A 12567-nucleotide genomic window follows, 5' to 3' on the forward strand; every position below is an offset into this window, starting at 1 on the left:
CGGTTTAATCTTGGGCTAACGCCCGCGCCAAAAGTTGAGAAGTCGACGCTCAAGCGCTTCCATGATCGCGTGCAGCCCCACGCCCAGCACCGCCAGCATGACCAAGGCGGCGAACACCTTTGCCGTCTGTAGCCGGTTGTAGGCCTCGAGGATGCGCCAGGCTAGGCCTTGAGCGCCTCCCGAACCCGCCACGAACTCAGCGACCACGGCGCCGATCACCGCCAGGCCGGCGGCCACCTTGTGGCCTTCCAGCAGCGCAGGCGCCGCGGAAGGCAGCCGCAGGCGGGTCAGGCGCTGCAACGGTGTCGCCCCGTGCAGGTCGAACAGCCGCGACAGATCGGGGTCGACCGCCTTCAACCCCGCCAGCGCCCCCGAAAAGATCGGAAAGAAGGCGACGACGGCCGCCAAGCCGATCACGGCGCGCTCGGGGTGCTCTATGCCGGCCCAGATCGTCACCAGCGGTGCGATCGCCACCAGCGGCGTGACCTGCAGCGTCACCGCGATCGGGCGGACCGCGTCTTCGAGAACCCGGTTCAGGCTCACCCCCAGGGCCAGGCCGCACGCGACGAGGCTGGCGATGACCAGCGCCAGCAGGGCCGTCGACAGGGTGGCCCAGGCCGAGCTCAGCAACAGGGACCAGGACTCCCGCAGCGCAGTCCAGACAGCGCTGGGCGGCGGCAGCAGATAGGGTGGCACGGCCAGCGCTCGGCAGGCGATCTCCCAGCCGCCCAGAAGGGCTGCGATCAGGATCAGAGGGGGCAGGATCCGCTTCACGCCGTGCGTTCCGTGGCGCTGGCCAGCAGCTCGGACACCGCCTCGGCCGCGGCGCGGAAGGCGGCCGTGGTGCGGAAGCCCGGCGGGCGAGGGACCGCGCCGTCGATGGTGATCTCTCCGGCGATGCGTCCGGGGCCCGGTGTCATGACCACGACGCGCCCGGCCATGTAGACCGCCTCCTCGACATTGTGCGTGACGAAGACCACGGCGGGCGCGAGCTCGGCCGCCAGGGCCAGCACATCGTCGGCCAGCACGCGACGGGTGATCTCGTCGAGCGCGGCGAAGGGCTCGTCCAGGAGGAGCAGCCGGGGACGCGTCACCAGGGCGCGGGCGAGGGACACCCGCATGGCCATGCCCCCCGATAGCTGGGCGGGTCGGGCGGCGGCGGCGCGGGCGAGACCGACCTTGTCCAGAGCCTCCTCGGCGGCCGCGCGCGCCTCGCGCTTGCCGACGCCGGCCAGTTCAAGCGGCAGGGCGACGTTGTCACGGGCCGATAACCACGGGGCCAGCGTCGGTGCCTGGAAGACGACTGAGGTCTCGCCCCGTCCGGTCGCGCGGGTCACGGTTCCTCGGGTCGGCGCCTCTAGTCCGGCCAGCAGGCGCAGAGCCGTCGACTTTCCGCAGCCCGATGGGCCCACCAAGGCCACGATCTCGCCGGGCGCCAGCGCAAGGTCTACCGGGCCAAGGGCGCGGCCGCGCGCGTAATCGACCTCGACGGCGGAGAGGCTGGCGACTGGACCGCTCATTGGCCCTTGGGCAGGAACTGCAGGGTGTAGGCCTTCTTGTAGTCCATGTCCTTGGGGTAGACGCCCTGCTCGGACGCGACCTTGAAGAACTCGGCCCAGCGCGCGTCGGTCATCTGGCCGACATCGCCCTTGCCCCCGTTCGCGCTGACGATGCCGTAGGATCGCATCTTCTCCCGCGCCTGATCGAGGACGTCCTGGGTCATCTCCGGATTGTCCTTCAGGATCGCTGCGTCGCCAGGCTTGGGGTCGCCGTAGAGGTACGAGGTCCAGCCTGCCGCCGTGGCCTCGACAAAGGCCTGCACGGCCGCTGGGTTCTTGGCGATCAGGCTGTCGGGGACCAGGGCGAACGAGGCGTAGGCGGGATAGCCGCTGTCGGCCAGCAGGAACACCGCCGGCTTGATCTTGCCTTCCTTCTCGATGAGGTACGGCTCGCTCGTCGCGTAGCCCTGCTGAACGACCCGCTTGTCGGCCAGGAACGGCGCGGACGAGTAGTTGTATTTGCGCACCTGGTCGTCGGTGAAGCCGTACTTGGCCTTCAACCAGACCCAGAAGGCGGTGACCGAAGCGTCCGACAACAGGATGGGCCGGCCCTTCATGTCGGCGATGCCGTTGATGCCCTGGTCAGGGTGCGCAATGAGAACCTGCGGGTCCTTCTGCATGAAGGCCGCCACCGCTTTGACCGGGGCGTTTTCCTTGGCCAGGTTCATGATGATGAAGCTGTTGGAGCCGACGCCGACATCAACCGCGCCGGTGGCCAGCAGTTGCGGCACGTTCACCGCCGGACCGCCCTGGATCAGGGTCACATCCAGTCCGCGCTTCTTGTATTCGCCGGTTGCGAGCGCCTGATAGTATCCGCCCAGTTCAGCCTGCGCGCGCCAGTCAGTAGCCAGCTTGATCTGGGTCTGGCCATCGGCCGCCGCATCTTTCTTGGGCGCGGGCGAGCAGGCGGCGAGAAGAGCCATCAGGCCCAGGGCGGCGAAGGCGCGGCGCTGCATCGAGGACATCTCCCATTATCCGCGGCCAAGTTAGGGGCGTTGGCTTGGAGTTCCAAGCCGCAACCCAAACCTTGGGCCGTTCTCCGACTCGGTGGGAGTCTAGGCGGGCGGCTGACCGTTCTGGCGCGGGTGTAGCCAACGCTCGATCTTGGCGTACAGCACCTCGCGCTGGATAGGTTTGGCGATGTGGTCGACCATCCCGGCGGCGTAGCAGCGCTCCACCTGACGGGGCAGGGCGTCGGCGCTCATCGCGATGATCGGAACCTTGCCGGCGGGGCCACGTAGCGCCTTGATCGCCCGGGTCGCCTCCAGACCGTCCATGCGTGGCATATGGATGTCCATCAGGATGATGTCGTAGTCAGCCGCCCCGGCCTTCTCCACCGCTTCCTTTCCGTTCTCGGCGACATCGACCTCGCATCCCACCAGGGTCAGGAGCGCTACGCCTATTTCCAGGTTGATAGGATGGTCGTCGACAATGAGAACTCGCGCGGCCCCGGGCGCGGCGGGTTTGGGGCGTTCAGGGAGGGGGACAGCATCGACGACCGGCGCGCTGAGCTCGATCCAGAAGCACGAACCGCGGCCTGGAACACTGTCGACGCCGATCTTGCCGCCCATGACCTCGACAAGCGCGCGACAGATCGCCAGACCCAGTCCCGCGCCGCCGTGCAGTCGGCTCATCGAGCTGTCGGCCTGCGAGAAACGCTGGAACAGAAGGGCTTGCTTGTCGAGCTCGATGCCGACGCCGGTGTCCAGCACTTCGAAGCGCAGGCGATCTTCGAGATCGCCGGGCTCGACCACGAGGCGCGCGTCGATACGGCCCTCGTCGGTGAACTTCACAGCGTTATTCAGCAGATTGATCAGCACCTGCCTCAGCCGGTCGGCGTCCAGGTCATGCAGCACGTCGACCGGGTCGATGATCTGAACGTCCATGGACAGACCCTTGGCGCGCGCCTCTGGGGCCATGATCGCGACGGTGTCGCGCAGCAGCGTCGCGGCCGAGGTGGGTTGCGGCAGCAGCTCGATCTGTCCGGCCTCGACCCGGGAGAAGTCCAGGATGTCATTGACCACAGTGAGTAGCGCCGCGCCGGCGCTGTCGATCAGGTTCACCTGTCGTCGCGCATCCGGCGGAAGGTCGTCGCGGGCGGCCAGAAGCTGCGCGAAGCCGAGCACACTGTTCAGCGGGGTTCGAATCTCGTGGCTCATGGTGGCGAGGAATTCGGTCTTGGCCTCGGTCGCCGCCAGGGCCCGAGCCCGAGCGGCGCGGGTCAGTTGCTCGCGACGCAGCAACAGGCGCTTGAGCCGATCTTGCTGCGCCAGGGCCAGGCCAGCCGCCAGGCTCGTATAGAACAGGACACCGATGAACACCTGGACCGTGCGCGCTTGGTCGACCGGGCCAAGGATGGCGTTGAAGCGGGGGGAGCCCCCGGACATGGCCACGGGCAGGGTGATCGCCGCCACCAGCAAAGACGCCAAGGCGGCGCCGCGCGCGCCCAGACGATAGGCGGCCAGCAGGGCGACGGGGAAAATCAGGAACGGCGGCGCGCCGCTGGCGGGGTGGACGCACAACAGGGTGACCATCGCGACCGCGAACAGCAACAGCACTTGCTCGCGCCAGGGCCGTTGGAAGGAGCGGCGATGCTCGGCGTCCATGAGTACAAGGGCGGCCGGCAGGATCACGGCCAGACCCAAGGCGTCCCGCAGCGTCCAGTCCCAAAAGCCCGCCCACATGGGCGCGCCGAGCAGCAGATGGAGCGCCGTCGCGCAGACAAGACCCGAAGCCATCGCGACCGGTGTCGTGATCGCGGGAAGCTGAACCAGCGCGCGCAGGTTGCGCACCCTCGGCGCCGCGCCGGCGAGGCTGACGACGAGCCGCCAGATCACCACGGCTTCCAACAGGTCCACGATGGTGAAGAGCAACGGGCGGACCCAGCCCATGTTCACGAGCAGGTCCACCATCAGGTGACAGACGGCGAAGATGATCAGCAACGCGACGCGCCGTGCGCCGCTCAGCGTGATCAACCCGGCCACCAGCAGGGCGTTGGCGGGCCAAAAGGTGGCCACGCCCAAGGGTGTCCGGCTCAGAAAGGCGAGATAACCGCTGAAAATGAGGCTCGCGACCACGGCGACGGACAGGCCGAGCAGCATGGTGGTCTGCCGTCCCGGTTCTAGTCGTTCTAGACGCTGCTGCATCCCGTGAAGATTCCCCATGCAACGCACGTCGCCACGCAGAGAAGACGGGTGAGGCGTCGGGCCACCGCAGCGAGGCGGCGTACCGAGCCGCCGTTTGCTCCCGTGCAACGAGCGTGGCGGTGCGACGCGTCAATCAATACGCCTCCTACGCCTAAGGTTGCGCTTAGATCGCAGAATGTGTCGTTTCGTCGCAGGAGTTCGTCGGCGACCGCCCAAGTCTGGCGGGCGGATTGGCGGCAGGAGCCGAGAGCTGTCAGCCCGTCAAGCTTTCCTTTTTCTCTTCCAGCTCCAGCCATTCCATCTCGGCCTGCTCCAGGTCGGCGCGGGCCTTGTCGAGCGCCTTCATGGTCTTGTCGAAGGTGGCCGGATCGCGCGTGTAGAGGTTTGGATCAGCAAGGGCTTCCTCGAGCTTGGCGATGATGGCCGGACTCTTGGCGATGAGGGCCTCGCACTCTTCGAGGCGACGCTGGTCCTTGTAGGAGAGCTTGACGGTCTTCTTCGGCGGGGCCGGCGCGGCGGGCGCGGGCTTGGCGGCGGCCTTGGACACCGGCGCGAAGCTGGCCCCGCTCTTGGTTGCTTTGAAGAAGTCCGGGTTCTGGTCCATCAGGTCGGTCCAGCCGCCGGGGGTTTCGACGACCTTGCCCTTGCCGTCCAGCGCGATGGTCGAACTGGCCAGCCGGTCGATGAAGTCGCGGTCGTGGCTGACCAGGATCAGCGTGCCGTCAAAGTCGGCCAGCAGATCCTCGAGCAGGTCCAACGTGTCCATGTCTAGATCGTTGGTCGGCTCGTCGAGCACCATCAGGTTGGTCGGATTGGCCAAGGCTCTGGCCAGCAGCAGGCGATTTCGCTCGCCGCCCGACAGGCTGGTCACCGGCTGACGTAGCTGGGCGTCGGTGAACAGGAACTCCTTGGCGTAGCCGGCAACGTGTTTGGGATGGCCGCGCACGATGATCGAGTCCCCGCCGCCCGGCGTCAGGAAGTCCCAGACCGTGATCTTGTCGGACAGCGCCATGCGGGCCTGATCGATATAGGAGACTTCAAGATTAGTGCCGAGCTGCACCGAGCCGGCGTCGCGCTCCAGCTCGCCCAGCAGCAGCTTGACCAGGGTGGTCTTGCCCGCGCCGTTGGGGCCGACCAGAGCCACGCGGTCGCCGCGCAGGATGCGGGTGGAGAAGTTCTCGACGATCGTCCTGTCGCCAAAACGCTTGGTGACGCCCTTGGCCTCGATGACGCGCTTGCCCGAGGTTCCAGCGGACTCCACGGCCATGGTCATGGTCCCGCGCAGTTCGCTTTGGCGGTCCTTCTTCTCGGCGCGCAGGGCCAGAAGCGCGCGGCGGCGACCCTCGTTGCGCGCGCGGCGGCCCTGGACGCCCCGCGCCAGCCAGGCGTTCTCGCGCTCCAGCACCTTGTCGAGGCGGCGGGCCTCTTCGGCGTCTGCGGCCATGATCGAGTCCGCCCAGGCCTCGAACTCGGAGAAGCTCTTGTCGAGGCGGCGGATCTTGCGGTGCTCCAGCCAGAAGCAGCGCTCGGTGACGCGGTTCAGGAAGGCGCGGTCGTGGCTGACGATCAGGGCGGCGCACTTTGAGGCGGCCAGTTCGTCTTCCAGCGTCTGGATGGCGAAGATGTCGAGGTGGTTGGTCGGTTCATCCAGCAGCAGCACGTCGGGCTGCTCGGCGAAGGCGCGGGCCAGCGCCGCGCGACGGGTCTCGCCGCCCGACAGGCCCTTGGCGCTCTTGCTGGGATCCAGTCCGAAATCGGCGAGCGCGGCCTGGGCCTCATAGTCCTGCGCGCCGCCGGCCGTCGCGTAGTCCAGCAGGGTCTCACCGGTGATCTCCGGTTCCTGGCTGACATAGACGACCTTGGCGCCGGGCTGGACGGCGCGTTCGCCGCTGTCGGCCTCGACGCCCTGGCCGGCCAGGATCTTCAGAAGGGTGGACTTGCCCGCGCCGTTACGGCCAACCAAGCACGCGCGGATGCGCGGCTCCAGCGCCAGGTCGACCCCGTCGAACAGGGGCTTGGCGCCGTCGGCGAGACGGACGTCCTTCAGAGCAAGTACGGGCGCGCGGGCGGGAGAGGCCATGGTCGTCTGGATCAGGATCAGGCGCGGAATGTCGCGGGAGGACAGGGCGTATAGCAGGCCAAGCGCCGAAGGAACGCCAAATTTCGTCTGATCCGGACTTCGCCAGGCCTTGGGCCAGGAGGCCGTCCGCCTAGTTCCCGGGACTGTTGACGTTGAAGCTGGCGTTGTTGCCGATCGCGGTCGAGACGCCAGTCACCTGCCGGCCGCTTGAGGCTACGGCCGAGGACGACGACGCGCCGACATCGGCGCCGTTGGTCTGATTGTTGGTCACGCTCATCCGGCCATTGCAGCGGGAGCAGGCGTAGCCGGTCACGGCATTGCCCATGGCGGTCGCCGTCGTCACGGCGTCATAGCCGTCCTGGCCGACGAAACTGGCGGTCGCCTCGACGCCGCCGCCAGTGTTCGTCTGCAGGTTGTCGAGCACCAGCTCGGCCCCGATGTTGTTGACCTGCGAGGAGTTGCCGGCCGCGTAGGCGGTGGTCTGGGCCGCACCGAACAGGTAGGAGGAGCCCTCGGCCTGGCCGCGCACGTAGGACGTGTTCCACTGGTTGGAGGTCACGTCCGCCAACGGCCCTTCGTTGGTCAGCGCCAGGTTGTTGGCGGTCGCCGTGGCCGCCGTCGCGGTGAGGTTGCTGTTGCCGTAGGCGGTGAACTTGCTGGCCTGGGTGACCTCGGCGGTGTTGGCCTGATCGGTGATGGCTCGGACAGCCGACTGATTGGCCCCGCCGATATTGATGTTGTTGCCGGCCGTGGTCGAAGTGACGGCGCTGGTTCCAGAGACATAGCCGACGATCGCCCCACCATCGGCGAGGACGTTGGCGGTGGTGGACTGGCTGATCCGGGCTCCGGCCGAGCCGTTATCCAGATTGACGCCGGCGCTGTTGCCCATCGCCAGGGTCGACACCGTCAGATCGGCGGCCTGGGCGTTTGCTGCCTCCACCTGGCCGCGCGCGGTCACGGTGGCCGAGTTTGTCTGAACCGCGAAGGCCGAGATCGTCCCGTTCGACGCCGCGAGCGATGCGGCGTTACCGACGGCCGTGGTCCGAACGGCGCTGGCCGTTCCGGCGTCAGCGCCGACATCGACCACGCCATGGCCGTAGACCACGCCCTTGTTGTCCTGGTTCGAGGTGACCGAGGCGTCGGCGTTGGTCACGCCCACCGAGACGCCATTGGCCTGGGCGGTGGTGCTGGCCGTAACGCCGTCGCTGACCGTCTGGACGTTTAGGGTCTGCTCGGAGAAGATCTCGCCGAGATTGATCTGGCTGTTGAGAACCGGACTTGGCCCTGTCGACCCGGAGGTCGTCTGGCTAGTAGCGACCCCGCTTAGCATCACGGATATCGGGATCGCGGCGAGCGTTCCAGCGAGACGGGTCATCGCGGGTCTGCGCATTGTTCGTTCCCAGATTGTTGTAGGCCGGCGTGAAGGCGCCCGTCTGGCCGACGGTGGCGTCACCGAACGGATCGTAGCGCAGGCAGCTTTGTGGACCGGGCATGCCATAGAGGTTGGCGGCCATCTCGACGGTGGCGCGTTCGATCAGGGCGCGGACCGCCAGCTGCATGGGCTCCAGGGCCCCGCGACCGGCGGAGATGTCGAAGAGGTTGCCGTTCAGGAAGTCGAACACACCCAGGCTGACTTCGCGGCCGACGACCTGCTTTTGGTAGGAGATCACATCCACCACCTCGAGCGTGCGCGTGTTCACCAGGCGCAGATCCAGCGCGATGTTCATGATGAAGACGCGGCGGCGGAAGTTGCCCTTCAGCCCGTCGGTGTCCTTGTCGCCGGCATAGGCGTCCACGCCCGCCGAGCGGATGTTGTAATTCAGCTCGGTGATGCCGCCGATCACATAGAAGTCCGAGCCCGGCACCTGACCCGCCAGGATCTTGCGATAGTCCGCCGGGACCTCGGGCGCGGGGTTGGGGCGGTCGGAAATCAGCTTGTTGTTGGCGTATTTCAGCTCGAACTCCGACACCGAGGTGTCAAAGCGTTCGACCAGAGGCATGCCGGCCTTGGCGAAGGCCGAGACGGCCATCAGCGAAGCGCCCTGGGTGACCTTACGACCCGAGCCGTCGGACTCTTCCTTGCCGGTATAGTCGGCGATGCGCCCGATCGCGATGCGCGGGGCGACGATGCGGTTCGAGCGCGCATACTGGTTCAGGCAGACCAGGGCGGAAGAATAGTCGGTGGGGTTGGCCGTCACCGGCGCGCCGCCGATGGGCTGGGCGTAGTTGCCGGCCGTCGAGGCCACCGGCGTGCTGCCGCAGGCGCTGAGCGCCGCGGTGGCTAGCAGGGCCAAGACCAAGCCTGTGCGCTTGACCATCATTTGGGAGCACCGCCCTTCGCGACGTTCGACCCGGCGGTGACGTTGCCGGTGTTAACCTGGTTGGAATTGACGATGACGGTGTTGTTGTTGCCCTGGGTGATGACCGTCAGATTGTTGCCGATCGCCGTTGAGCCTGCGTAACCACCGACCGCACCGACGCCCGAATAGGCGTCCAGCGAGCCCGAGCTACGGCTGGAGGAAAAGACGCTCTGATCCGAACCGGTCAGCATCACACCGTCCACGACCACCCGATTACCGTTCGCATCACGGGTCGAGTACTCGACCATCCGGCTTTCCTGGCCCGAACTGCGGCCATAGCCGGCGTTGAACGAGGCCGAATTGGTCGACATCGACTGCGCCGCGACGCCTCCGGCCGCGCCGAGCGTGACGGCGGCGACAACCGCCGCCACACGCGTCTTGGATTTCCGATGCCAGGCCATAAGCGGCTCCGCGACTGTCGACACGGGGCGGCAAGCAACCCTCGTGCCAAAAAGAGACAGTGTGAGGCATAGCGCCAAGGTCTCGAAAAAATGGTTAACCCCTGGCGCGGGGTTCGAATCGTCGCGGGAGACCCTAGATAGACGCCATGGACCAGCCCCAGCGCCCCGAGCCTCTCTTCAACGCGCCCTGGCCGGCGCTGCTGGTCGCGGCCGCCGTGATCGTCCCGCACCTGTTGTTGCTGAACGCCAGCAAGGACCTGATCTACTCGTTGGCCTTGGTGCCTCGGGAGTTCTGGGAGGGGCGCTGGACGGGCGTGATCACCATGCTGTTCGTCCATGGCGGCTGGGTTCACGCGCTCACCAACGCCGCGTTTGGCCTGGCTTTCGGTGCGCCCGTCGCGCGGCTGCTAGGACTTAACGGCCGGGGAGGGGGAATCTTCTGCCTGTTCTATCTGTCCTGTGGGATCGTCGCGGGCGTGGGCTATGCAGCGATCCACCCGCAGGGCCTGGCTCCGGTGGTGGGGGCCTCCGGCGCCATTTCCGGACTGATGGGCGCGGCCGGCCGGACGATGGACAGCGCGCCCGGCCGTTTGGGGCCTGTCTTTGGTCCGCGTGTCATCTCACTCGGCCTGGGCTGGCTGGTCGTTAATCTCGTCATGGCCGTCGCGGGCGGGCTTCTGACCATGGGCGCGGGGGCCGTGGCCTGGGAGGCTCACCTGATCGGCTTCGCCGCCGGGGTGCTGTTGATCGGCCCCTTCGCGCGCTGGGCCGGTGCGCCGGCTCGACTCGCCGAACCCGATTGATCGCCAAGGCCATTGATTGAACGGCGTCTTTGGGGGACCCTCTCTCTATATAATGAAAAGGGAGAACGCGCGGTGCTGGTTTCTCAAATCCTCAAGGACAAGGGTGATCTCGTGTTCACGGCCTCTCCGCAGGAGACGGTCGGCGCGGCGGCGGCGTTGCTGCATACACGACGGGTCGGGGCCATGGTGGTGGTCGACGACAAGGAGGCCGTCGTCGGTATCGTTTCCGAACGCGACATCGTCCGAATGGTGGCCAAGGAAGGCGCCGCGGCGCTGTCCAAGCCGATCAGCGGCTGCATGAGCGCCAATGTCGTGTTCGCTCAGCCTGACGAGACGATCGACGCCCTGCTGGAAAGAATGACCGATCGCCGTATCCGCCACCTCCCGGTGGTGAAGGGCGAGCGTCTGGCGGGGATCATCTCGATCGGCGATCTCGTGAAGTACAAGATCCAGGCGACCCAGGCCGAGGCCGAGGGGCTGAAGGCTTATATCGCCGCGGGGTGAGGAAGCGCGCGCTCGATCCTCGGACGAGCGGCGCTCTATAGAGTGATGGTATATTGAGAGTGGCTAGGTTTCGATGAGCTCGGCGCCGGCCCCGGCGACCGCGTCGGCCAGGCTGTAGCCTTCCAAGACCGACGCCGTCGCATCGCGTGCGCGCAGCAAGGCCTCGCGCAAGGCGCAACTCGCCAGGTCGCGGCAATCCTCGCAGCGTCGAAAGGCGGTGCGGCTGACGCAGGGAGTCAGGGCAAGCGGACCGTCGACCAGGCGGATGATTTCCGCAAAGCTGATGCCGTCGGCGGCGCGCGCCAGGACATAGCCGCCGAACTTGCCGCGTCGACTGATCACCAACCCTTCTCGTGAAAGCGACAGGAGGATCGCCTCCAGGAACTTGCGCGGGGCATCGGCGCGCTCGGCCAGCTCGCCGGCGGTCATCTGGGTATCCGCGCGCGCCAGCTCGATCATGGCGCGAAGGGCGTAGCGGGCCTTTTGAGACAACATGAACGCCGGGACCTTCGTGGATAGAGCGGCGCGCGAAGGGGCGCGCTCTATAGAGTGGTCCGCGTTCTGAGCGAGGTAAGCCCGCCGCGCAAGCCTTGCATGACGGTGTTCATGCACAGGGAATGCGGACGATTGGGGATGAAACTCGGATTTCGCGCTTGCCGCAGCGGGGGAGGGGGCCTAGAAGCCGCGCCTCGCTTCGGGGCCACGCGCCACGGACCGAAACTTGAGCCTCTCGGGGGCTTGCGTTTCGAGCCATGGATCGCTAAGTTCCGCAGCCTCAGTCGAATCTCTTCGAACTTGCGGCGCTCCTCTGGCGCGCCAACGGTTATTTTTGTGCTCTGATCTGGCGTTGCTGGCGAAGAAAACAAAAATGAAAAGTTCGGTTGACCCAGGAATTCGGTTTCGCTAGAAGCCGCGCTCCTTGGAAATACGGAGTTGCTCGAAAGAGTTTCTAAGTATTTCCGTCCAGACAGGTTCAGCTTTTCTTTGAAAAAGTTGCTTGACTGGCTCCGGTGGCTTCTCTAGAAGCTGCCGGCTTCGCAGAAAGCCTTCGGGTTGGGCGCGGAGAGAAAGTCGAAAAGTTTTGAAAAAAACGATTTGACACGGAAAACGAGGTTGGATAGATAGCCGCCTCCGCCGACATCGGGTGTTAAACGATGGGGTCGCCGGGAGGTGGCTCGGGTCTTTGACATTGTTGAATTGGAAAGAGAAACGCAGGCGGCGGCGCTCTGGCGATGACCTTCGGGTCATCAACTGACGCTGACGAATGCGGTCTCTTGAAGAAGACACCATTACGCCGGTTGGCCTTCGGGTCGATCGAGTGATGGGAACTCGTCAAGAAACTATGCAAACCAGATACCTGATCCTGGGTTTTCCCCTGGGATTGGAAGTCTGAAGTCAATGTCAACTCAACCTGAGAGTTTGATCCTGGCTCAGAGCGAACGCTGGCGGCAGGCCTAACACATGCAAGTCGAACGGATCCTTCGGGATTAGTGGCGGACGGGTGAGTAACACGTGGGAACGTGCCCTTTGGTTCGGAACAACTCAGGGAAACTTGAGCTAATACCGGATGTGCCCTTCGGGGGAAAGATTTATCGCCATTGGAGCGGCCCGCGTCTGATTAGCTAGTTGGTGAGGTAAAGGCTCACCAAGGCGACGATCAGTAGCTGGTCTGAGAGGATGATCAGCCACATTGGGACTGAGACACGGCCCAAAC

General features: G+C 65.9%; 11 protein-coding genes and 1 rRNA gene (1 of these 12 running past the window's edge). 3 read left to right on the forward strand and 9 right to left on the reverse strand.

The window, feature by feature from the left end; all coding sequences use genetic code 11:
* Nucleotides 1-15 precede the first annotated feature (15 nt).
* The 8 genes from CSW63_RS07510 to hfaA all read right to left on the reverse strand — a co-directional run bounded on the left by CSW63_RS07510 (nt 16) and on the right by hfaA (nt 9546).
* Nucleotides 16-774 carry an ABC transporter permease gene (locus tag CSW63_RS07510; RefSeq protein ID WP_062099587.1) on the reverse strand — a complete coding sequence of 253 codons (759 nt, stop codon included), beginning with the start codon at nt 772-774 and terminating at the stop codon, nt 16-18.
* On the reverse strand, nt 771-1520 hold the full coding sequence (locus CSW63_RS07515) for an ABC transporter ATP-binding protein (RefSeq protein ID WP_062099588.1): 750 nt from the start codon (nt 1518-1520) through the stop codon (nt 771-773). Before CSW63_RS07515 ends, CSW63_RS07510 begins: the two co-directional genes overlap by 4 nt.
* The gene (locus CSW63_RS07520; protein ID WP_062099589.1) at nt 1517-2524 is read right to left on the reverse strand and encodes an ABC transporter substrate-binding protein; all 1008 of its coding nucleotides are present in this window, start codon (nt 2522-2524) and stop codon (nt 1517-1519) included. The genes CSW63_RS07515 and CSW63_RS07520 overlap by 4 nt, the downstream gene beginning before the upstream one ends.
* Before the next feature lie 90 nt (nt 2525-2614).
* Nucleotides 2615-4705, reverse strand: a complete 2091-nt coding sequence (locus CSW63_RS07525) for an MASE1 domain-containing protein (protein ID WP_062099590.1) — start codon at nt 4703-4705, stop codon at nt 2615-2617.
* A gap of 253 nt (nt 4706-4958) precedes the next feature.
* Nucleotides 4959-6785 carry an ABC-F family ATP-binding cassette domain-containing protein gene (locus CSW63_RS07530; RefSeq protein WP_062099591.1) on the reverse strand — a complete coding sequence of 609 codons (1827 nt, stop codon included), beginning with the start codon at nt 6783-6785 and terminating at the stop codon, nt 4959-4961.
* A 130-nt stretch (nt 6786-6915) separates the two neighbouring features.
* Nucleotides 6916-8175 carry a holdfast anchor protein HfaD gene (gene hfaD, locus CSW63_RS07535; RefSeq protein ID WP_082749751.1) on the reverse strand — a complete coding sequence of 420 codons (1260 nt, stop codon included), beginning with the start codon at nt 8173-8175 and terminating at the stop codon, nt 6916-6918.
* Nucleotides 8093-9106: a holdfast anchoring protein HfaB gene (gene hfaB, locus CSW63_RS07540; RefSeq protein ID WP_062099593.1), complete on the reverse strand. Its 1014-nt coding sequence runs from the start codon at nt 9104-9106 to the stop codon at nt 8093-8095. Before hfaB ends, hfaD begins: the two co-directional genes overlap by 83 nt.
* Entirely contained in the window at nt 9103-9546 is a 444-nt protein-coding gene (hfaA, locus tag CSW63_RS07545; protein WP_062099594.1) for a holdfast anchoring protein HfaA, read from the reverse strand. Before hfaA ends, hfaB begins: the two co-directional genes overlap by 4 nt.
* Nucleotides 9547-9692: 146 nt before the next feature.
* On the opposite strand from hfaA, the gene CSW63_RS07550 reads away from it, so the two are divergent.
* Entirely contained in the window at nt 9693-10349 is a 657-nt protein-coding gene (locus CSW63_RS07550; RefSeq protein ID WP_062099595.1) for a rhomboid family intramembrane serine protease, read from the forward strand.
* A 72-nt stretch (nt 10350-10421) separates the two neighbouring features.
* On the forward strand, nt 10422-10853 hold the full coding sequence (locus tag CSW63_RS07555) for a CBS domain-containing protein (RefSeq protein ID WP_062099596.1): 432 nt from the start codon (nt 10422-10424) through the stop codon (nt 10851-10853).
* Nucleotides 10854-10916: 63 nt separating this feature from the next.
* Here the strand turns inward: CSW63_RS07555 and CSW63_RS07560 are convergent, their stop codons facing one another.
* Nucleotides 10917-11348 carry an Rrf2 family transcriptional regulator gene (locus CSW63_RS07560; protein WP_062099597.1) on the reverse strand — a complete coding sequence of 144 codons (432 nt, stop codon included), beginning with the start codon at nt 11346-11348 and terminating at the stop codon, nt 10917-10919.
* 912 nt (nt 11349-12260) lie between these two features.
* Between CSW63_RS07560 and CSW63_RS07570 the strand changes: the two genes are divergently transcribed.
* A 16S ribosomal RNA gene (locus tag CSW63_RS07570) occupies nt 12261-12567 on the forward strand (it continues 1177 nt past the right edge of the window).

Origin of the sequence: Caulobacter sp. FWC26 (assembly GCF_002742645.2) — a bacterium.
Taxonomy (GTDB): domain Bacteria; phylum Pseudomonadota; class Alphaproteobacteria; order Caulobacterales; family Caulobacteraceae; genus Caulobacter.